This is a genomic window from Kaistia sp. MMO-174, assembly GCF_037147815.1.
GTDB lineage: Bacteria > Pseudomonadota > Alphaproteobacteria > Rhizobiales > Kaistiaceae > Kaistia > Kaistia nematophila.
The window spans coordinates 113530-134214 of the sequence record NZ_JBBCUO010000003.1; the positions used below are offsets into that span (position 1 = coordinate 113530).

Sequence of the window (20685 nt, forward strand, 5' to 3'; positions counted from 1 at the left end):
GAGCCGGGCGGGCAATTGCCGGGGCGCGATTGCCGTGTTACGGCCGAAACGGACCGTCCGGACCCGCCCTCAACGCCCCTCGAAGCTGAAAGCTTGCTATCATGGCCTCGCCTCTGCTGATCTCGCCGTCCATCCTCGCTTCGGACTTTTCCCGTCTCGGAGAGGAAGTACGCGCCATCGAGACGGGCGGCGCGGACTGGGTCCATCTCGACATCATGGATGGCCACTTCGTCCCCAACATCACCTTCGGCCCGCCGGTCGTGCGGGCGCTTCGGCCGCTGACCAAGGCCGTGTTCGACGTCCACCTGATGATCACGCCGGCCGACCCGTTCCTCGCGGAATTCGCGGAAGCGGGCGCCGATCTCATCACCGTGCATGCCGAAGCCGGCCCGCACCTGCACCGGTCGCTGCAGACCATCCGCCATCTTGGCAAGAAGGCCGGAGTCGCGCTCAATCCCTCGACGCCCGAGAGCGCCATCGCCTATGTGCTCGACATGATCGACCTCGTGCTGGTGATGAGCGTCAATCCGGGCTTCGGTGGCCAGACCTTCATCCCGGAGTCGATCGACAAGGTCGCCCGCGTCAAGGCGATGATCGGCGACCGCCCCATCCATATCGAGGTCGATGGCGGCGTCGCGCCGGATACCGCTCCGGCCCTGGTCAAGGCGGGCGCCGACGTGCTCGTCGCGGGCTCCTCCGTCTTCAAGGGCGGCAGCGCCGCTGTCGCCGGCAACATCCAGGCAATCCGCGACGCCGTCGCGCGCGGCTGATCGCGCGCCTCCGAGCCTCCAGCAGAAAGACCGGACCATGCGCAACCTCGCCCTCGCCGCCTGCCTGATCTCCGGAGCCCTCGCCGCCGCCGCGCCGACCGCGGCGATGGCGGGCGATTTCGCCGAGCGCTCGATCCTCGGCTTCTCGCCGGATGGCGGCCGATTCGCCTTCGAGGAATTCGGCATCCAGGACGGCTCCGGCTTCCCCTATTCCAACATCTTCGTGCTCGACACGGCTCGGGACAGCTGGGTCGCCGGCACGCCGGTCCGCGTCCGCCTGGACGATGAGACGGCCGGCATCGCCGCAGCGCGCGCCGACGCGCGCAAGAGGGCCGGCGACCATCTCGCGGGCCTCGATCAGCCGGGCACGCTGCTCGCCTCCAATCCGATCACCGAGAGTGGCCGCGATCCCTATTCGATCGCGTTTCGCCGCCACCCGAAGCAGCAGCTCGACGGACCGGAGCTCAAACTGAAGCTCGAGACGATCCCGCTCGACGCGCCGAACAATGACGACCCGGACTACAAGACCCAGGGCTTCCGCCTGATCCTGCAGGACGAGCGCGGCGACACCGTGCTGCATGAGGACAAGTCGCTGCCGGCCAGCCGCGGCACGGCGCTCGACTATCGCATCAACGACGTCGTCATCTACCAGCGCTTCGGCCAGCCGGCGACACTGGTCGCGCTGGTCATGGTGCTGACGCGCGGCTTCGAGGGCCCGGATGGCCGCTACATGGCGGTGACGGCGCAGCTTCCCTGATACGCCTTTCGTCGGAACGCCTCCTCTACCCGACCGTTGAACCCGCGGGGCCGGTAAGGAGTATCTTCCATGACGACAAGACCGACAAAGCCGACGGGTGCGCGAAGTCAGCCGTTTCGGCTGGCGATGTTCGGCCTCGCGGCCTGCGCCTTCGGCATTCTGGCCGTTCCTTCGGCGACATTGGCGGGCAACATCGTCGTCGCCGAGGATATCGAGGTTCCACCGCCGCCTGGCGCCGTGGATGAGCCACCACCCCCGCCGCCTCCCGGCTGCACCGAGACGACAATCCAGACGCAGGACGAAACCGGCACGACCACGGAACGACGCACGGACTGCGCGCCACCGCCGCCGCCGGACGGCTATGCCGACCCGGACGAGCCGCCGCCGCCTCCCCCACCGCTCGATTAGGCAGGCAATCGGGTTGTTCGGGCCCTCGTGCTCTGTTAGACCCCCGGTCGAAACCATGAGGGCCCGCCTATGATCCCGCGCTACTCGCGCCCCGAAATGACGGCGATCTGGTCGCCGGAGACCAAGTTCCGCATCTGGTTCGAGATCGAGGCGCACGCGCTCGACGCGCTGGCCGAGATCGGCACCATCCCGAAATCGGCGGCCAAGACCGTCTGGGAAAAGGGCGGCGCGGCGACGTTCGACATCGACCGGATCGACGAGATCGAGCGCGTCACCAAGCATGACGTCATCGCCTTCCTGACGCATCTGGCCGAGATCGTCGGCGAGGACGCCCGCTTCGTGCACCAGGGCATGACATCGTCCGACGTGCTCGACACCTGCTTCAACATCCAGCTGGTGCGCGCCGCCGACCTCTTGATCGCCGATGTCGACAAGCTGCTCGCCGCCCTGAAGCGTCGTGCCTTCGAGCACAAGAACACGGTCACCATCGGCCGCAGCCATGGCATCCATGCCGAGCCGATCACCTTCGGCATGAAGCTCGCCCAGGCCTATGCCGAGTTCGATCGCTGCCGCGCCCGCCTGGTCGCCGCCCGCGCCGAGGTCGCCACCTGCGCCATTTCCGGCGCCGTCGGCTCCTTCGCCAACATCGATCCGCGCGTCGAGGAGCATGTCGCCGAGAAGCTCGGCCTCGTGCCGGAGCCGGTCTCGACCCAGGTCATCCCGCGCGACCGTCACGCGATGTATTTCGCGACGCTCGGCGTCGTCGCCTCGTCTATCGAGCGCCTCGCCACCGAGATCCGCCATCTGCAGCGCACCGAAGTGCTCGAGGCCGAGGAGTATTTCTCCCCCGGCCAGAAGGGCTCGTCGGCGATGCCGCACAAGCGCAACCCGGTCCTGACCGAGAACCTGACCGGCCTCGCCCGGCTGGTGCGCGGCATGGCGGTGCCGGCGATGGAGAACGTCGCCCTCTGGCACGAACGCGACATCTCGCACTCCTCGGTCGAGCGCATGATCGGCCCGGACGCGACGGTGACGCTCGACTTCGCGCTCAACCGCCTCACCGGCGTGATCGACAAGCTGCTCGTCTATCCCGAGAACATGCAGAAGAACCTCGACCGCCTCGGCGGCCTGGTCCATTCGCAGCGCGTTCTCCTCGCGCTGACCCAGAAGGGCGCCTCGCGCGAGGATGCCTACAGCCTCGTCCAGCGCAACGCGATGAAGGTCTGGGAACAGGGCGCGGACTTCCTGACCGAGCTCAAGGCCGACCCGGACGTGACGGCGCTGCTGTCGGATGCGGAAATCGAGGAGAAGTTCGACCTCGGCTACCACACCAAGCACATCGACACGATCTTCCGCCGCGTCTTCGGCGAGGCGTAAGGATCGGCAAGACGAAGCTTTGAGCTTTTGACAGGCGCCCTTATCTCTAGGGCGCCTGTTTTCGTTTCACCGCCATGAAGCTTGAGGTTCCAGCATGCCCTCCCCGCTCTACGACATTCCCGTCAACCGCATCGATGGCAGCCAGGCGTCGCTCGGCGACTATGCCGGCCGCGTGCTGCTCGTCGTCAACGTCGCATCGAAATGCGGGCTGACGCCGCAATATGACGGGCTGGAGGCCCTCTACCGGACCTACAAGGACAAGGGTCTGACGGTCGTCGGCTTCCCCGCCAACAACTTCATGGGCCAGGAGCCGGGCAGCAACGAGGAGATCCAGGAATTCTGCCGCCTGACCTATGGCGTCGATTTCCCGATGTTCGCCAAGATCTCGGTCAAGGGCGAGGATCGCCACCCGCTCTATGACGCGCTGGCCGGCGACGAGGATGTCAGCTGGAACATCGAGAAGTTCCTGATCGGCCGCGACGGACATGTCGCCGCGCGCTTCGCGCCTAAGACCGAACCGACCGATCCGGCGGTCGTCTCCGCCATCGAGACGGAGCTCTCGAAGGCCTGACGCAGAGAAACCGAAGCAAAAAGCCGCCCCGGGGGGCGGCTTTCTTGGGCGTCATGAAGGGGACAGGCCCGACGAGCGCGCTGCGCCGTGCAAGGATCAGTGCTCGCCGTTGTAGAGGATGCCGGCGCGATAGACGAAGCCGGCAATGGCAGCGCCGATGAACGGCGCCACGATGAACAGCCAGAGCTGCGACAGTGCCGCGCCGCCGACGAACAACGCCGGGCCGAGGCTGCGCGCCGGATTGACCGAAGTACCGGTGATGTTGATGCCGACGATATGGATCATCGTCAGCGTCAGGCCAATCGCGAGGCCGGCAAAGGCGTGCGTGACCAGCTTGTGCGTGACGCCGAGGATGACGACCAGGAAGATGAAGGTCGCGACCACTTCGAAGAGGAAGGCCGAGGTGACGTTGTAGCCGCCGCCATATCCGGGCCCCCAGCCATTGGTGCCCATGCCGCCATCCCAGCCTTCCGCCTTGCCCTTCATGATCAGGTAGAGCACCAGCGCGCCGACGATGGCGCCGAGCACCTGGGCAATCACATAGGTGATGAAGTCGCCGACGGACATGCGGCCGGCGACAAGAGCGCCGAGACTGACGGCGGGATTGACGTGGCAACCGGAAATCGGGCCGATCGCATAGGCCATGGCGACGATGGCGAGGCCGAAGGAAAAGGCGATGCCGAGCACACCGACCGTATTGGCGGCGGCAATGGCAGGCCCTGCGACAACGGCGGCGCCGCAGCCGAACAGGACGAGCGTAAAGGTTCCGATGAACTCCGCGATGGCTTTTTGCATGAGAAATTTCCCCGAAACAGTCGAATCACTGCCGGGAAAAGGTACGCCCGATCTTCAACTTAAAATAGTGCCGGCTTTACTCGGCTTTCGCTTCGGCAAGCATCGTCGTCGCGCCGAGGCGGAAATACATGCCATCGGTGCCGAGCGCGATCAGGTCGTAGCCGAGGTTGCGGTAGTGCCGCGCCTGCTCGCCGGTGATGGCGAAGATGCCGGCGAGCTTGCCGGCCGCATGGGCGCGGGCGAGGATGTCGGCCGCCGCGGCCTGGTTGTCGGCGCGCATCGGATCGACGCTGGCGCCATCCGATAGCGCGATCGAAAGATCCGACGGGCCGATGAACACGGCATCGATGCCTGGAACGGCGAGGATCTCGTCCAGCGCCTGCAGCGCGGCCCGCGTCTCGATCATCGCGAAGGTGAGCGTGGCGGCGTTGGTATCGCGCAGAAAGGCGGCGCCGTCGGAAACGCCGGAAAGCTGCATCGCCCGTACGGGCCCCCAGCTGCGCTCGCCGAGCGGCGGATACTTGGCGGCGGTGGCGAAGGCGCGGGCATCCTCGGCCGAATTGATCATCGGCGCGATGATGGCGCTGGCGCCCATGTCGAGCGCGCGGCTCGCCATGGCGAAGTCGCCGACGGGAATGCGGACGATGGCGGGAACGCCGGCCAGCGCGACGGCGCCAATGCCGCGCATCACGCTGACGGGATCATGCAGGCCGTGCTGCATGTCGAGCGTCGCGCAGTCGAACCCGGCGCGCGCCGCGCTTTCGGCGATCAGCGGCTCGGGTGTCGCGATCCAGGCGGTCAGGCAGGCGCCGCGCGACCGGAGCACCGAAACGAGGGAAGGCATCGCCATGTTCAGGTGCTCCGGAGGCTTTGGAAAAAGGCTCAGCCTTCGGTCTTCAGCTGCTCGACCGCCTGGGCCAGCAGTTCGTTCATGGTGCGGCGGATCTGGTGGTCCGACTCGGCGACGCCGGCGGCGTCGAAATCGGCGCGCAGCTTGCGGAAGACGTCTTCATCGCCGGCTTCCTCGAAATCCGCCGCGACCACGTCGGAGGCATAGGCCTCCGCCTCGACGCCCGACTTGCCCAGGAGGGCAGCCGCCCAGATGCCGAGCTGGCGGTTGCGCCGCGCCACGGCCTTGAACCGAGTCGCCTCGTCCAGGGCGAACTGGCTCTCGAAAGCGTTCTTGCGCTGGTCAAACGTCGTCATAGGCGGTCTCTCCACTTGGTCAACTTGTTGGCCAGGGCCATGATATGGGCCTTGCATATCGCCGTCGCCACCCCAAATCAATGACAGCACCGAATGGGAAGAGGCGGCTGAAAGCGCTCAAAGCGCCGCATCTATCCGTCATTGTGAAATGACGAGTGATCGAGTAGGTTCACGCCGCGCAAGCGACCTCCTCGAGAGTCGGTTGGCTGAGCTTCGCCGCGGCGAATCCCTGTACATTGGAACCCCGGCTATATGGATTTCCTCAAACCACGGTATGTGCCCATGAACCGTCGTCGGCGCATCTATGAAGGCAAGGGCAAGATCCTTTTCGAAGGACCGGAGCCCGGGACTCTGATCCAGTTCTTCAAGGACGATGCGACTGCCTTCAATAACAAGAAGCATGAGGTCGTTGACGGAAAAGGCGTGTTGAACAACCGCATTTCCGAGCACATCTTCACGCATCTGAACCGGATGGGCATCCCGACGCATTTCATCCGTCGGTTGAACATGCGCGAACAGCTGATCCGCGAAGTCGAGATCATCCCGCTCGAGGTCGTCGTCCGCAACGTCGCGGCCGGCTCGCTGGCCAAGCGCCTCGGCCTCGAGGAAGGCACGGTCCTGCCGCGCTCGATCATCGAGTTCTACTACAAGGCCGACGCGCTCGACGACCCAATGGTGTCGGAAGAGCACATCACCGCCTTCGGCTGGGCGACCCCGCAGGAAATCGATGACATCATGGCGCTCGCCATCCGCGTCAACGACTTCCTCTCCGGCCTGTTCCTGGGCGCCGGCATCCAGCTCGTCGATTTCAAGATCGAGTGCGGACGCCTCTGGGAAGCCGACATGATGCGGATCGTCGTCGCCGACGAGATCTCGCCCGATTCGTGCCGGCTCTGGGACGTTGCGACCCAGAACAAGCTCGACAAGGACCGCTTCCGCCGCGACATGGGCGGCCTCGTCGAGGCCTACCAGGAAGTGGCGCGCCGTCTCGGCATCCTGACAGAAGAGCAGGAGCGGCCGCAGGGCGGCGGGCCTGTGCTCGTTCAGTAAGTACCCGTTCATGGCAACGGCCGCCGCGAGGCGGCCGTTTGCATTTCTGGATCCATCCCCACTGGAGTAACCGATGAAGGCCCGCGTCACCGTCACCTTGAAGAACGGCGTTCTGGATCCCCAGGGCAAGGCCATCGAAGGCGCGCTCGGCGCGCTGGGCTTTGCCGGCATCGGCAGCGTCCGCCAGGGCAAGGTGTTCGACATCGAGGTCGAATCGACCGACGCCGCCAAGGCGAAGACCGAGCTCGAGGCCATGGCCGCCAAGCTTCTGGCCAACACCGTCATCGAGAATTACCGGGTCGAGATCGTCGACTGAGCCGCGAGGGACACCACCGATGAAATCCGCCGTCGTCGTATTCCCAGGCTCCAATCGCGAACGCGACATGGTCGCCGCCATCGACAAGATCACCGGCCACCGCCCCGTCACCGTCTGGCACGGCGATCATGACCTGCCTAAGGTCGACCTGATCGTCATTCCCGGCGGCTTCTCCTATGGCGACTACCTGCGCTCCGGCGCCATCGCCGCGCGCGAGCCGATCATGGCCGCCATCGCCCGCGAGGCCGCACGCGGCGTCGCCGTGCTCGGCGTCTGCAACGGCTTCCAGATCCTGTGCGAGGCCGGCCTGCTGCCGGGCGTGCTGATGCGCAATGCCGGGCTCAAGTTCATCTGCAAGGAAGTCGAGCTCCGCGTCGAGACCACGGCGAGCCAGTTCACCCGCGGCTACGCCAAGGGCCAGATCATCCGGTCGCCGGTCGCCCATGGCGACGGTAACTACCGCACCGACGACGAAACGCTGGCCCGCCTCAAGGGCGAAGACCGCGTCGCCTTCCGCTATGTCGACAATCCGAACGGCTCGGTCGACGACATCGCCGGCATCCTGTCGGAGAAGCGCAACATCCTCGGCATGATGCCGCATCCCGAGAACCTGATCGAACCGCTGAACGGCGGCACCGACGGACGGCCGCTGTTCGAAGCGGCGCTCGCCGCCGTCGCCTGACCTTCGCCAGACTGATCCCGACAGCCACGTCCAGACCGTTTCCCGGTCCGCGCCCTGATTGACCTGAGGTTTCCGTGCTCCAGAACGACACGCCGATCACGCCCGAGCTCATCGCCAGCCATGGCCTCAAGCCCGACGAATATCAGCGCATCCTTGATCTGATCGGCCGGGAGCCCACCCTGACGGAGCTGGGCATCTTCTCGGCGATGTGGAACGAACACTGTTCCTACAAGTCGTCGAAGAAGTGGCTGCGCACCCTGCCGACGACCGGCCCGCGCGTCATCTGCGGCCCCGGCGAGAACGCCGGCGTCGTCGACATCGACGACGGCCAGGCGATCATCTTCAAGATGGAAAGCCACAACCACCCGTCCTTCATCGAGCCCTACCAGGGCGCGGCGACGGGCGTCGGCGGCATTCTGCGCGACGTCTTCACCATGGGCGCCCGCCCGGTCGCGGCCATGAACGCGCTGCGCTTCGGCTCGCCGGACCATCCGAAGACCCGCCATCTCGTCTCCGGCGTCGTCTCCGGTGTCGGCGGCTATGGCAATTCCTTCGGCGTGCCGACGGTCGGCGGCGAGGTGAACTTCCATTCCCGCTACAACGGCAACATCCTCGTCAACGCCTTTGCCGCCGGCCTCGCCGACGCCGACAAGATCTTCTATTCGAAGGCGGAAGGCGTCGGCCTGCCCGTCGTTTATCTCGGCTCCAAGACCGGCCGCGACGGCGTCGGCGGCGCCACCATGGCCTCTGCCGAATTTGACGAATCGATCGAGGAGAAGCGCCCGACCGTGCAGGTCGGCGACCCCTTCGGCGAGAAGCTGCTGCTGGAAGCCTGCCTGGAACTGATGAAGACCGGCGCCGTCATCGCCATCCAGGACATGGGCGCCGCCGGCCTCACCTGCTCGGCCGTCGAGATGGGCGCCAAGGGCGACCTCGGCATCGAGCTGGACCTCGACAAGGTGCCCTGCCGCGAAGCCAACATGACGGCCTACGAGATGATGCTCTCGGAAAGCCAGGAGCGCATGCTGATGGTGCTGCGCCCCGAGCAGGAGAAGGAAGCCGAGGCGATCTTCCACAAATGGGGCCTCGACTTCGCCATCGTCGGCTGGACCACGGACGACCTGCGCTTCCGCATCCTGCACAAGGGCGCCGTCGTCGCCGACCTGCCGATCAAAGAACTGGGCGACCAGGCGCCGGAATATGATCGTCCCTTCGTGCGCCGTCCGGTTCCGGCCGCGATCGAGGCCGCCGACGTCGCCGCGCCGAATGACTATGCCGAGGCGCTGCTGAAGCTCGTCTCCTCGCCCGACATGGCCTCGCGCCGCTGGGTCTGGGAGCAATACGACCACCTGATTCAGGGCAACACCGCGCAGAAGCCGGGCGGCGACGCCGCCGTCATCCGCGTCTTGGGCCATGACAGCAAGGGCCTCGCCTTCTCGCTCGACGTTTCCCCGCGTTATTGCGAGGCCGATCCGTTCGAGGGCGGCAAGCAGGCGATCGCCGAATGCTGGCGCAACCTCACCGCCGTCGGCGCCGAGCCGCTGGCCGCCACCGACAACCTGAACTTCGGCAATCCGGAAAAGCCGGAGATCATGGGCCAGTTCGTCGGCGCCATCGAGGGCATCGGCGCCGCCTGCCGCGCGCTCGACTTCCCGATCGTCTCCGGCAACGTCTCGCTCTACAACGAAACCAACGGCGTCGGCATCCTGCCGACCCCCGCCATCGGCGGCGTCGGCCTGCTGCCGGACATCGACGTCATGGCGACCGTCGCCTTCAAGTCGGCCGGCGACGTCATCGTCCAGATCGGTCGCGACGGCGGCCATCTCGGCCAGTCGATCTATCTGCGCGAGATCCTCGGCCGCGAGGAAGGCGCTCCCCCGCCGGTCGACCTCGCCGAGGAACGCCGCGTCGGCGACTTTGTTCGCGGCGTCATCCGCAATCGACTCGTCACCGCCTGCCACGACATTTCCGATGGCGGCCTGCTCGCCGCCCTCGCCGAGATGGCGATGGCGCGCGGCATCGGCGCTTCGGTCACGCTTCCCGAAAGCGCGGCGACGCCGCACGGCTTCCTGTTCGGCGAGGACCAGGCCCGCTACGTCTTGACCGTGGCGCCTTCGGTGCTCGATGCCGTCACGGCGGCGGCGGCGGAGGCCGGCGTCGAGGCCCGCGTGCTCGGCACGGTCGGCGGCGAGGTGTTGGATGTCGAGGGCCTCGCCACCATATCTGTTGCAAAGCTGAAGCAGGGCCACGAGAATTGGTTCCCTGAGTTCATGGCCGTCGCCGACTGACCGGCGGCGGACCCGGCCCATCTTCGCGCATGACAGCATCGTTTTGCGCGAAGCAGGCGCTGCGGAGCAAATCGAAGGAGCCTTTCGCCGTTTCGAGGAACGTGACAGGCTCCAAGGAAGACGGCTGAGGGGATAGACTGATGGCAATGGACGCGCGCGACATTGAGGCTCTGATCAAGGAGGCTCTTCCGGACGCGACGGTCACGATCCGCGATCTCGCGGGCGACGGTGACCATTATGCTGCCGAAGTTGTGTCCGAGGCTTTTCGCGGAAAGAACCGCGTGCAGCAGCACCAGATGATTTATGCTGCGCTCAAGGGAAACATGGGCGGCGTCCTGCATGCGCTGGCCCTGCAGACCAGCGCACCGGAATAGGATCGGCCGGCGGCCGGCAAAAAGGAAATAGTTGAGATGAGCGATATCCACGCCCTTATCCAGAACGAAGTCAGCTCCAACGACGTCGTGCTCTTCATGAAGGGCACCCCCGCCTTTCCGCAGTGCGGCTTCTCCGGCCAGGTCGTTCAGATCCTCGATTTCCTCGGCGTCGACTACAAGGGCATCAACGTGCTCGCCGACGCGGAAATCCGCCAGGGCATCAAGGACTTCTCCAACTGGCCGACAATCCCGCAGCTCTACGTGAAGGGCGAATTCGTCGGCGGCTGCGACATCGTCCGCGAGATGTTCCAGGCCGGCGAACTGCAGACCTTCCTGACCGAGAAGGGCATCACGGTCGCCAAGTCGGCCTGATTTGGGCTTCTGCTTTCCTGTCGAAGGCGAGCGCGCTCCGCGCTCGCCTTTTTTCATGTCCGAAGGCCGCCCGAAAGCACGGGCCCTCCGCGCGATACCAAGCTTGCTCTTGCTTCACCTCCCCTCAAGCCGGCACGAACGGCACGCCGCCGCCCAAAAGCGGGCAAAGGCGCGCGCCGGTCCGCAAATGCTTCCTGCTCCGAAGTCGAACGCAGAAGACCACTTCGATATTTTGAATTCATCGCGGCGCGGTGACGGCGCTCGAAGCGAACGCCGATAGGCCCGATCAGGTCTCCTCTCCCTGGGGAACCTAATCCTCGCGACATCGTTGGTATCCATCAGAGCAAATCGTCGATTGACCTCTCCCCCGGCGCGTCCAGGGGAACCGATCGACTCGCTCTTGGCAGAAGGATTGGAACGATGTTGAAGCGTACGAAAGCTATGCTGAGATCCGGCCTCGCCATTGCTGTCTTCGCGGCCTCGATCGTCGCGCTCGGAACGCCCGCCCAGGCCGCGGGCGCCGCCGGCGACGGTTCTTTTCAGGTCGCCGACAACTGGAACGGCAATCGCTGGCACGGCGGCGGCAATGACTGGCGCTGGCGCCACGGCAACCGCTGGCACGGCGGCGGCTGGAACGGCGGTTACTACTATGGCGACAACTGGGGCGGCGCTGCCGCCGCAGCCGGCATCATGGGCCTCGCCACCGGCGCCATCATCGCCAACTCCGCGAACCAGCCGCGCTACTACGAAGGCGACTACGGCGGCGACTACGTTGCCTACTGCGCCAGCCGATATCGTACCTTCGATCCCCGGACCGGCACCTATGTCGGCTTCGACGGCTATCGACACCGCTGCATGATGCCGTAGCCACGACGTCTTCAGAAAGGGCGGCGCGCAGGCGCCGCCTTTTCTGTCGCGCGCTGGCTGGCGCTTGGGGCCAGCGGATGGTTAACGGAAATTAACCAATTGGAAAGTTGGTTTCGGCCCGGAAGTGATTAGGTCATCCCCGACGGAGGGCGGCGCGTGCGACCGAAGGATCGCCTCGCCAATCCAGGAGTTCCGTCATGATCACCGAGATGAAGTCCATCCTGCATATCGGCGCAATCGCTGCCATCCTGGGCATCGGCACGATCGGCGTCTCGGCGCCCGCGCTCGCGCGCGGCCATCACAACATCGAAGACAGCGGCAGCCACGGTGGCGGCGGCTGGTCCAGCGGCTGGTCCGGGGGCCACGGTGGCAGCACAGGTCCGACCATGGCCAGCGCCTGGTCGACGGGCGGCATGTCGGGCGGCTGGTCCGGCGGCGGCCATCCCGGCAACGGCTGGTGGGGCGGCGGCTCCGGCGGCAGCTGGTCCGACGGTCACGACCACGACCATAACCACCACCATCATCACCCCGGCAATCCCGGCGTGCCTATCCTGCCGCTCGGCCTGCTCGCCGGCTACAACCAGCAGGGCTCCAGCTATTCCAATGAGGAGTACAGCTACGACTACGCGCCCTGCGCCTATCCGCATCACTACAGCTATCTCGGCTATCGGAACGTCTGCGCCATCCCGTAGACATCCGCTGTCCGAACCGTCGCAAGCAGCGCGCTCCGGCGCGCTGCTTTTTCGCACCCGGAGATGCGGCATCGCCTGCAACGTATACTAACAGATATATTGATGGCGGATGACAAATGGTCGTTCATGAACCAGTTTTAACCGAGACGTCATGACCTCTTTTTCAGGTATTGGAAATCCGTTTTTCAGGGTCGCAACCTAGATTCATCGGTGGCGGAGGGCGATGATCTGGAACAGATCCAGATCGTCAACCGAGGAGAACCATGATGATCAGGACCATGAAGACCATGCTGCATGTCGGCGCCATCGGAATCATGCTGAGCGTCGGCGCCATGGGCGGCGCAAACCTCGCCTTCGCGAACAATGATCACGGCAGCCATGGCGGCGGCTCGAGCCTTTCAGGCGGCAGCGGCTGGCATGGCGGCAGCGGCGGCATGAGTGGCGGTTTGCACAGCGGCGGTAGCGGCGATCACCACCATCCGATCGGCGTGGTCCGGGGCGGACTGCTCTTCGGTCCGGCCGTCTCCGGATCGGGCGGCACGGAGTTCGATGATTCCGGCCTGCCGGTGACATGCGGCCACACCTATACAGCCCACGGCGCCATCGGCCCGCGCACCTGCGTGGCGACCGGCTACTGATGGCGAACAAAACCTCTCAGGGCGCGGCTCCGGCCGCGCCCTGCGCATGAGCGGCCATCGGCGCGCGGATCGCCCGTTGGCCTAGCGCTGCCCCGCGAGGCTCCCAAAATCGAATAGGTTCCGGTCCAGGAGATGCGAGGGATTGGCCTTGCCGAGCGCCCGCAGCATGATCTCCTTGCGGCCGGGCGCCTGCTTCTCCCAATCGGCCAGCATCTGCTTGACGACATTGCGCTGCAGGCCTTCCTGCGAGCCGCAGAGGTCGCAGGGGATAATCGGGAACTGCATCGCCGTCGCGAAGCGGGCGATGTCGTCCTCCGCCGCATAGGCGAGCGGCCGCAGCACCAGCCGGTCGCCCTCCTCGTTCAGCAGCTTCGGCGGCATCGAGGCGAGCTTGCCGCCATGGAACAGGTTCAGGAAGAACGTCTCGAGAATGTCCTCGCGGTGATGGCCGAGCACCACGGCCTGGCATCCCTCCTCCCGCGCGATCCGGTAGAGATGGCCGCGCCGCAGCCGCGAGCACAGCGCGCAATAGGTCTTGCCGGGTTCGATCTTCGAGGTGACGATCGAATAGGTGTCCTGGCGCTCGATCCGGTGCGGCACGCCGAGTTCGGTCAGGTAGTTGGGCAGGATCTCGGCCGGGAAGCCCGGCTGCGCCTGGTCGAGATTGCAGGCGAGCAGGTCGACCGGCAGCATGCCGCGCCATTTCAGGTCGAGCAGCAGCGCCAGCAGCGTGTAGCTGTCCTTGCCGCCCGACAGGCAGACCAGCCAGCGGTCACCGGGCCGCACCATGGCGAAATCGTCGAGCGCCTGCCGCACCTGCCGGATCAGCCGCTTGCGCAGCTTGCCGAACTCGACCGTGTCCGGTCCCTTGCGGAACATCGGATGGCAGGCGTCGCCGCCCTCCGCCTCCAGCGGGTCCGAGGCCGCGATGCGGCGGGCGATGTCGAGCAGTTCGGTCATGGTCTTGGTTCCGGCGTTCGCGCCTTGATGCCGCGTCCCGCGCCGCCCGGCAAGCCCAAACGCCCGCGACCCTATCGCCGGCGGGTCAGATTGACGATCAGCACGCCGCCGATCGCCATGGCTCCGCCGAGCAGGCCGAGCGGCGACGGCACCTCGCCGAGCCAGAGATAGCCGATCAGCGTCGCCGTCGGCGCGATGCAATAGAGGAAGTTGGAGGCCCGCGACGCCGGGAAGCGCTTCAGCGCGATCGCCCAGGTCAGGTAGCCGATCACCGTCGGCAGCACGACGAGATAGGCGATGGACCAGATGACGGCGGGCGGCGACTGTTTCAGCGCGGCGAGCGTATCGGGGATCGCCAGGGTTAACGGAAGGCTACCAAGAAGCAGCACCCAGGCGGTGACGGCGAGCGCCGGCATGCGCCCGAGCAGCGGCTTCTGCAGGATGGTAGAGATCGAGGTGCAGAACGCGGCGCCGAGGATCAGCAGCGCGCCGATATTGAGCCCGAAGCCGTCGCCGCTGCCATAGGCGATCAGCCCGACGCCGAGAAACGACACCAGCGTGCCGAGCCAGCCGCCGAGCCCGAACCGCTCGCCGAGCAGCGGCACCGCAATCAGCGCGACGATGATCGGGTTGATCTGGATGATGAACGAAGCGGGGCCCGCGGGAATCGTCTGCTCGCCGGTGTTGAGCAGCACGGCATAGGCAGAGATGAAGAGCACACCGATCACCAGCAGCCGCACGAAGTCCTTGCGCGAGGGCAGCGGCGGCCGGGCGACCAGCAGATAGAGGCCGGCAGGGACGGCGGCGGAAAGATAGCGGGCAGCGGCGAGTTCGACCGGCGTCAGCGCCGTCAGGCCAACCCGGATGGCAGCGAAGGCCGAGGCCCAGCCGATGATCGTCGTGGCGATGGCGGCGAGGCCGACGAGATCGGTGGTGCGCCGCTTGTCGATGGCGATTTCGGTCATGCCGCCTCCCCTTCGCCGGAAACGTCCTTGATACGCCGCCGCATCGGCAATCCGAAGCTCCGAAATGCCCGCAAGCGAAGCAAAAAAGAAAAGGCCGCCCGGAGGCGGCCTTTTCCAGAACTCGATCGTGCCGACGGATCAGCGCGAGTAGAATTCGACGACGAGGTTCGGTTCCATCTGGACCGGGTACGGCACGTCGGCGAGAGCCGGAACGCGCGCGAACTTGGCGGTCATCTTGTGATGGTCGACTTCGATGTAGTCGGGAACGTCACGCTCGGCGAGCTGGGTCGCCTCGAGGACGATCGTCAGCTGACGCGAAGCTTCCTTGACCTCAATCACATCGCCAACCTTCGCCTGGTAGGACGGAATGTTGACGCGGCGGCCGTTGACCTTGATGTGGCCGTGCGAGATGAACTGGCGCGCGGCGAACACGGTCGGGACGAACTTGGCGCGATAGACGATCGCGTCCAGACGGGTCTCGAGGAGACCGATCAGGTTCTCCGACGAATCGCCCTTGCGGCGGGTCGCATCGGCGTAGATCTTCCGGAACTGCTTCTCGGAGATGTTGCCGTAGTAGCCCTTGAGCTTCTGCTTGGCGCGGAGCTGGGTACCGTAGTCGGAAACCTTGCCCTTGCGGCGCTGGCCATGCTGGCCGGGGCCGTATTCGCGCTTGTTGACCGGAGACTTGGGGCGACCCCAGAGGTTTTCGCCAAGACGGCGGTCAATCTTGTGTTTGGACGAAGCACGCTTCGACATCGCATATCCCTTGGATACGAGTTACAGGGACACGTGCCCTCCTCTGCCGGTTCTAAGGCCGGCCGACAGGAAACCCAGAGGCTTCCGCGGGTGCGTGAAATACCGCGCCGGCCCGGAAGGACCAGCACGATGCGCAGGGTGTAGAGGAGAAGCCGGGGCGAGTCAAATGCCGTAGCCCCGTTAGCCGCCTCAGGTGGCCGACATCAGCAGCCCGCCCTCGACCCTGAGCGCCGCACCATTGGTGGCGGCGCCGAGCGGGCTCGCGACATAGGCGACCAGCGCCGCGATCTCCTTCGGATCGATCATTCGCTGCAACAGCGACGACGAGCGATAGAGCCGGAAGAATTCCTTCTCCAGATCCGCCTCGCTGCCCGGATTGCCGGGGAACACCGAGCGCAGGAAATCGCCGATGCCGGCCGACCGCGTCGGTCCCGGCAGGACCGAGTTGACGGTCACGGCGGTTCCCTTGGTCAGTTCGGCCAGCCCGCGCGCGACCGACAGTTGCGCCGTCTTGGTCATGCCGTAGTGGATCATGTCCGAGGGAATCTGCAGCGCCGACTCGCTGGAGACAAAGATGATCCGCCCCCAGTTGCGCTCCAGCATGGCCGGGAAATAGTGCCGCGCGAGGCGAATGCCGCTCACCACGTTGACATCGAAGAAGTGCAGCCAGTCCGCATCCGTGATCTCGGCGAAGGGCTTCACTTCATAGATGCCGAGATTGTTGACCAGAATATCGACCGAGGGCACGGCGCTGGTCAGCGCAGCCGCGCCTTCGGCGGTCGCCACATCCGCGACGATACCGCGCGCGGCGCCGATCTCCTGCACGGTCTTCTCGACCGTCTCGGCCGAACGCCCCGTGACGATGACGGCAGCGCCCTCCTCGGCGAGCGTCCGGGCGATCGCCAGGCCGATGCCGCCGGTCGATCCCGTCACCAGCGCCGTCTTGTTCGACAGTTTGAGGTCCATTCCGATCTCCTGATCCTGCGGCCATGCCGCGCCAAACCGTTGAGGAATATCTATGGATTCTCGACGGAACGGGCAGGCGCCGCCGGGGCGCGGCGGATATCCGCCTCCCAGTCCGTCAGCATTTCCATGATCTCGATGGAATCGTCAGGCCTCGGCGAAGGTCGCTCGGCCGCCTTCAGGCCGGCGGCGAGGCTGCGCTCGACCATGCGAACCTGATGCAGGAAGGCATCCGCGTCGCTTTCGACGACGATCTCCTCGATCGCCCCATCGAAGCCGGTGACGAGCAAACGGCTGGCGCCGGCCTGCGGCAGCCAGGGATTGTCGAGGAAACGAAGGCTGCCCCTGTCGCCGACGACGGTGAACTCCGGATGCATGCCGTATGTCTCGGCCGTCTGGACGGTGGCGAGGATACCGTTGTCGAAGCGAACCGCCAGCGCCGCCTCGCTGACATTGCCGTCATGCGCCGAGATCGTGCCGGTGCCCGTCTGGCGACGGGCGCGGAACACGCCTTCGCCTGCCACGGTCTGCACCACGAGTTGCAGCAGAGACACCGGATAGCAGCCGAGATTGTAGAGCGTGCCGCGACCCTGCGGATTGACGACCTGCCAGATATCGGCGGCATAGCTCGCATGGATCGATCGGATTGCGCCAAGCCGCCCGTCGTGCAGGATCTCGACGAAACGGGCGATCAGCGGATGGGCGAGATACATCAGCCCTTCGACGAAGAAGACGTCGTTCGCTGCCACCGCATCGACCAGCGCCCGGCTCCTCGCCATGTCGACGGAAAGCGACTTCTCGCTGAGGATGGCCTTGCCGGCCGCGGCTGCCCTGGCCACGAAGCTGTGGTGCAGGTGGTTGGGCAGCCCGACATAAACGACATCGACGGCGGGATCGGCGAACAGTTCGGCAGGATCGGCATAGGCGCGCTCCCCGTCGAAGCGGGCGCGGAAGGCTTCCGTGCGCTCGATATCCCGGCCGGCGACGGCGGCGAGACGCGAACCGGGGCTGCTTGCGATCGCCGCCGCGACGGTATCGCAGATGAACCCCGTTCCGAGAATGCCCCACCCGATCATCGCCTGCTCCCTGCCATGCCTCGCCACCAACCTCGCACAGCGGCCGCGAACTGGGGAGCGAAATAATGTATCAATCCATACAAAAAAGAAGGAGGATGGTCTTCCCCTCCAGACCTGGCTTCCCACATAGCCGATATCCTTGCCCTACCGGACCTCTTCATGCCCCAGCCATCCGCCATTCCGCTTTCCGTCCTCGACCTCGCCCCGGTGCGTCAGGACGGAAATGTCGCCGCCGCGCTCCACAATTCGCTGGACCTCGCCCGTCATGTCGAGGGGCTGGGCTACAATCGCTTCTGGGTCGCCGAGCATCACAACATGCCCGGCATCGCCAGTTCGGCCACGTCCGTCCTGATCGGCTATCTTGCGGGCGGCACGTCGACGATCCGCGTCGGCTCCGGCGGCGTGATGCTGCCCAACCATGCGCCGCTCGTCATCGCCGAGCAGTTCGGCACGCTGGAAGCGCTCTATCCGGGCCGGATCGACCTTGGTCTCGGCCGTGCTCCGGGCAGCGATCCGATGACCATGCGCGCGCTCCGCCGCGACATGACCGACGACGACAACGCCTTCCCGCAGAACGTGCAGGAACTGCTCGCCCTGCTTGCGCCGGCGGCCGAGGGACAGAAGCTGCGCGCCGTTCCCGGCGCCGGCTCCAACGTGCCCGTGTGGCTGCTCGGTTCATCCACCTTCAGCGCCCAGTTGGCCGGCCTGCTCGGCCTGCCCTTCTCCTTCGCCAGCCATTTCGCGCCGCAGCGCCTGATGGACGCGCTGGAGACCTACCGGCACTTCTTCCGGCCGTCCGAATATCTGGAGAAGCCCTATGTGATGGTCGGACTGCCGGTGATCGCCGCCGACACCGACGAGACGGCGCATTATCAGGCGACGACGCAGTACCAGCGCCTGGTCAATCTGGTACGCGGCCAGCCGACCGTGCTGATGCCGCCGGTCGACAGCATGGATGGCCTCTGGGAGCCGCGCGAGGAAGCCTATGTGCGTTCGCATCTCGGCGTCGCCATCATCGGCGGGCCGAAGACGGTGAAGGAAAAGCTCGCCATGTTCATCGAGCAGACCGGTGCCGACGAACTGATCGTCACGACCGATTTCTACGACCCGGCCGACCGCAAGCGTTCGTTCGAGATCCTGATGGACGCGCATCGCGGCTGAAATGCCGGAGCGGGGCGCGGCCGCGCCCCGCCATCAGGCCAGGACGGAGCCGGAAAGTCCGAACTGCGCCAGCAGGCGCAGCTGCGCCGGCGCCCACGGCTTGCCGGAAGTCAGGAAGGCCTGCCCCTCGACCATCGGACTGCCGGCCGGCTCTGCCGTCAGCGACAACACCGACAGCACCCGCCGGGCGATCGCTTCGGCAGGATCGATCCAGCCGACCGGCCAGGGCGCGACGGCCTCGAGGCGGTCGATCAGGAAGGGATAATGCGTGCAGGCGAGCACGATCGTGTCGGTTCGCCGCCCCTCGACCTCGATGAAAGCCGGTTCGATCTCGGCGCGGATGGCGCCGTCATCGACGGCATCGCCACGCATAACCGCCTCGGCGAGCGGAGCCAGTTCGGACGATCCGACGAGCCGGACGTGGCAATCCGTGGCGAAGCTGCGGATCAATTCGCGGGTATAATCGCGCTTCATCGTGCCCGGCGTCGCCAGCACGCCGACGACATGGCTTTTCGAGCGCTCGGCCGCCGGCTTGATCGCCGGCACGGTGCCGATGAACGGGATCGGATGCAGAGCGCGCAGCGGCGACAGCACCAGCGTCGACGCCGTGTTGCAGGCGATCACAACCGCATCCGGCCTGAAGCGCTCGATCAGCCGCCCCATCAGGGCGACGATGTGCTCCGAAAGTGGCGCGGCATCCCAGTCGCCATAGGGAAAGGCGGCATCGTCAGCGACATAGGCGATCTCCGCCGAAGGCAGTTTTCGCCGGATCTCGCGCAGAACGGAGAGGCCGCCGATACCCGAATCGAAGACCAGCAGCCTGGCGGTCAATCCTCGGCCTCGCGGCTGGTGGTTTCTGTGCCGTCGGCGCGCTTGCGCGGCCGGGTCGGCCGGTTTTCCAGCGCCGCGACGACGCCGCGCAGCGTGCGGATATCGGCCTCGGTGAACTGCGCCTTCTGCAGCATGGCGCGCAGCGTCTGCACCACGACCGGACGCTTCTCGGCCGGCCGGAAGAAGGTGACCGCGTCGAGCGCGCCTTCGAGATGCTCGAACAGTCCGATCAGCTCCTGCTTGGTCGCCGGCCGGCTGTCGTTCGGCGTCGTGAAGCGAAGCCCGGATTCCTCCGACTCCAGACCGCTACGCCGCCATTCATAGGCGAGGATCAGCACCGCCTGGGCGATGTTGAGCGAAGCGAACTGCGGATCGATCGGCAGCGTCACGATCTCGTCGGCAAGCGATATCTCCTCGTTGGTCAGGCCGATACGCTCGCGCCCGAACAGGATGCCGGCGCGGACGCCGCCCTCCATCTGGCCGCGCATGATGCCGGCCGCCGAGGCGGGGCCGCGCACGGTCTTGGCGAGCTCGCGCGAACGGGCCGTGGTCGCGACCAGGTAGCCGAGATCGGCGACCGCTTCCTCGACCGTCTGGAACAGGCGGATGCGATCGAAAACATGGTCGGCGCGGCTGGCGGCGCGGCGCGCGTGCTCGTTCGGCCAGCCATCGCGCGGATTGACGATGCGGAGATCGCGCAGGCCGAAATTCGCCATGGCGCGGGCAGCCGTGCCGATGTTCTCGCCAAGCTGGGGTTCGACGAGAATGACGGCGGGCCCGTCGACTAGAAGTTCAGAATCGACCATTTCG

Annotated in this window: 25 protein-coding genes; 15 read left to right on the top strand and 10 right to left on the bottom strand. The window is 66.0% G+C overall.

The features are described 5' to 3' along the window. Positions 1 to 101: 101 nt before the first annotated feature. The 5 genes from rpe (at position 102) to WFK98_RS12445 (ending at position 3883) form a co-directional block, all read left to right on the top strand. A complete protein-coding gene (rpe, locus tag WFK98_RS12425) occupies positions 102 to 770 on the top strand; it encodes a ribulose-phosphate 3-epimerase (protein WP_336800424.1) in 669 nt (222 codons plus the stop codon). Positions 771 to 807: 37 nt separating this feature from the next. Then, positions 808 to 1527, top strand: a complete 720-nt coding sequence (locus tag WFK98_RS12430) for a DUF2259 domain-containing protein (RefSeq protein ID WP_336800425.1) — start codon at positions 808 to 810, stop codon at positions 1525 to 1527. A 69-nt stretch (positions 1528 to 1596) separates the two neighbouring features. Next, a complete protein-coding gene (locus WFK98_RS12435; protein WP_336800426.1) occupies positions 1597 to 1935 on the top strand; it encodes a hypothetical protein in 339 nt (112 codons plus the stop codon). A 69-nt stretch (positions 1936 to 2004) separates the two neighbouring features. Continuing rightward, positions 2005 to 3312: an adenylosuccinate lyase gene (purB, locus tag WFK98_RS12440; protein WP_336800427.1), complete on the top strand. Its 1308-nt coding sequence runs from the start codon at positions 2005 to 2007 to the stop codon at positions 3310 to 3312. A 94-nt stretch (positions 3313 to 3406) separates the two neighbouring features. Further along, positions 3407 to 3883, top strand: a complete 477-nt coding sequence (locus WFK98_RS12445) for a glutathione peroxidase (RefSeq protein WP_336800428.1) — start codon at positions 3407 to 3409, stop codon at positions 3881 to 3883. A 96-nt stretch (positions 3884 to 3979) separates the two neighbouring features. Here WFK98_RS12445 and aqpZ read toward each other — a convergent pair whose 3' ends face one another. The 3 genes from aqpZ to WFK98_RS12460 all read right to left on the bottom strand — a co-directional run bounded on the left by aqpZ (position 3980) and on the right by WFK98_RS12460 (position 5884). Beyond that, on the bottom strand, positions 3980 to 4678 hold the full coding sequence (gene aqpZ, locus WFK98_RS12450; protein ID WP_266338307.1) for an aquaporin Z: 699 nt from the start codon (positions 4676 to 4678) through the stop codon (positions 3980 to 3982). 76 nt (positions 4679 to 4754) lie between these two features. Continuing rightward, positions 4755 to 5528 carry an HpcH/HpaI aldolase family protein gene (locus WFK98_RS12455; protein ID WP_336800429.1) on the bottom strand — a complete coding sequence of 258 codons (774 nt, stop codon included), beginning with the start codon at positions 5526 to 5528 and terminating at the stop codon, positions 4755 to 4757. 32 nt (positions 5529 to 5560) lie between these two features. Further along, positions 5561 to 5884, bottom strand: coding sequence for a DUF1476 domain-containing protein (locus WFK98_RS12460; RefSeq protein ID WP_266338309.1), 324 nt, complete (start codon positions 5882 to 5884; stop codon positions 5561 to 5563). A gap of 282 nt (positions 5885 to 6166) precedes the next feature. Between WFK98_RS12460 and purC the strand changes: the two genes are divergently transcribed. The 9 genes from purC to WFK98_RS12505 all read left to right on the top strand — a co-directional run bounded on the left by purC (position 6167) and on the right by WFK98_RS12505 (position 13163). After that, a complete protein-coding gene (purC, locus tag WFK98_RS12465; RefSeq protein ID WP_266338310.1) occupies positions 6167 to 6934 on the top strand; it encodes a phosphoribosylaminoimidazolesuccinocarboxamide synthase in 768 nt (255 codons plus the stop codon). Positions 6935 to 7007: 73 nt separating this feature from the next. Next, positions 7008 to 7250: a phosphoribosylformylglycinamidine synthase subunit PurS gene (gene purS, locus WFK98_RS12470; RefSeq protein ID WP_018185112.1), complete on the top strand. Its 243-nt coding sequence runs from the start codon at positions 7008 to 7010 to the stop codon at positions 7248 to 7250. A gap of 19 nt (positions 7251 to 7269) precedes the next feature. Further along, positions 7270 to 7932, top strand: a complete 663-nt coding sequence (purQ, locus tag WFK98_RS12475) for a phosphoribosylformylglycinamidine synthase subunit PurQ (RefSeq protein WP_336800430.1) — start codon at positions 7270 to 7272, stop codon at positions 7930 to 7932. 74 nt (positions 7933 to 8006) lie between these two features. Beyond that, positions 8007 to 10220: a phosphoribosylformylglycinamidine synthase subunit PurL gene (gene purL, locus WFK98_RS12480; protein WP_336800431.1), complete on the top strand. Its 2214-nt coding sequence runs from the start codon at positions 8007 to 8009 to the stop codon at positions 10218 to 10220. Positions 10221 to 10360: 140 nt separating this feature from the next. After that, entirely contained in the window at positions 10361 to 10594 is a 234-nt protein-coding gene (locus WFK98_RS12485; RefSeq protein ID WP_266338313.1) for a BolA family protein, read from the top strand. Between the two features lie 36 nt (positions 10595 to 10630). Next, entirely contained in the window at positions 10631 to 10966 is a 336-nt protein-coding gene (gene grxD / locus WFK98_RS12490) for a Grx4 family monothiol glutaredoxin (RefSeq protein ID WP_266338314.1), read from the top strand. 420 nt (positions 10967 to 11386) lie between these two features. Beyond that, positions 11387 to 11833 (top strand): BA14K family protein, encoded by a 447-nt coding sequence (locus tag WFK98_RS12495; protein WP_336800432.1) that lies wholly within the window; start codon positions 11387 to 11389, stop codon positions 11831 to 11833. 197 nt (positions 11834 to 12030) lie between these two features. Beyond that, positions 12031 to 12525 (top strand): hypothetical protein, encoded by a 495-nt coding sequence (locus WFK98_RS12500; protein WP_336800433.1) that lies wholly within the window; start codon positions 12031 to 12033, stop codon positions 12523 to 12525. Between the two features lie 263 nt (positions 12526 to 12788). Then, positions 12789 to 13163, top strand: a complete 375-nt coding sequence (locus WFK98_RS12505) for a hypothetical protein (RefSeq protein ID WP_336800434.1) — start codon at positions 12789 to 12791, stop codon at positions 13161 to 13163. An 81-nt stretch (positions 13164 to 13244) separates the two neighbouring features. On the opposite strand, the gene ttcA is transcribed toward WFK98_RS12505, so the two are convergent. The 5 genes from ttcA to WFK98_RS12530 all read right to left on the bottom strand — a co-directional run bounded on the left by ttcA (position 13245) and on the right by WFK98_RS12530 (position 17883). Further along, positions 13245 to 14042 (bottom strand): tRNA 2-thiocytidine(32) synthetase TtcA, encoded by a 798-nt coding sequence (ttcA, locus tag WFK98_RS12510; protein ID WP_336800785.1) that lies wholly within the window; start codon positions 14040 to 14042, stop codon positions 13245 to 13247. 152 nt (positions 14043 to 14194) lie between these two features. After that, positions 14195 to 15088 carry a DMT family transporter gene (locus tag WFK98_RS12515; RefSeq protein ID WP_266338318.1) on the bottom strand — a complete coding sequence of 298 codons (894 nt, stop codon included), beginning with the start codon at positions 15086 to 15088 and terminating at the stop codon, positions 14195 to 14197. A 138-nt stretch (positions 15089 to 15226) separates the two neighbouring features. Continuing rightward, positions 15227 to 15844, bottom strand: coding sequence for a 30S ribosomal protein S4 (rpsD, locus tag WFK98_RS12520; protein ID WP_336800435.1), 618 nt, complete (start codon positions 15842 to 15844; stop codon positions 15227 to 15229). Positions 15845 to 16033: 189 nt separating this feature from the next. Further along, positions 16034 to 16810 carry an SDR family NAD(P)-dependent oxidoreductase gene (locus tag WFK98_RS12525; protein WP_336800436.1) on the bottom strand — a complete coding sequence of 259 codons (777 nt, stop codon included), beginning with the start codon at positions 16808 to 16810 and terminating at the stop codon, positions 16034 to 16036. 50 nt (positions 16811 to 16860) lie between these two features. Continuing rightward, the gene (locus tag WFK98_RS12530) at positions 16861 to 17883 is read right to left on the bottom strand and encodes a Gfo/Idh/MocA family protein (protein WP_336800437.1); all 1023 of its coding nucleotides are present in this window, start codon (positions 17881 to 17883) and stop codon (positions 16861 to 16863) included. Between the two features lie 159 nt (positions 17884 to 18042). Between WFK98_RS12530 and WFK98_RS12535 the strand changes: the two genes are divergently transcribed. Then, positions 18043 to 19044, top strand: coding sequence for an LLM class flavin-dependent oxidoreductase (locus WFK98_RS12535; protein ID WP_336800438.1), 1002 nt, complete (start codon positions 18043 to 18045; stop codon positions 19042 to 19044). A gap of 33 nt (positions 19045 to 19077) precedes the next feature. Here WFK98_RS12535 and murI read toward each other — a convergent pair whose 3' ends face one another. Next, positions 19078 to 19875, bottom strand: a complete 798-nt coding sequence (murI, locus tag WFK98_RS12540; RefSeq protein WP_336800439.1) for a glutamate racemase — start codon at positions 19873 to 19875, stop codon at positions 19078 to 19080. Then, a complete protein-coding gene (locus WFK98_RS12545; protein WP_336800440.1) occupies positions 19872 to 20681 on the bottom strand; it encodes an RNA methyltransferase in 810 nt (269 codons plus the stop codon). The genes murI and WFK98_RS12545 overlap by 4 nt, the downstream gene beginning before the upstream one ends. Positions 20682 to 20685: the final 4 nt, after the last annotated feature.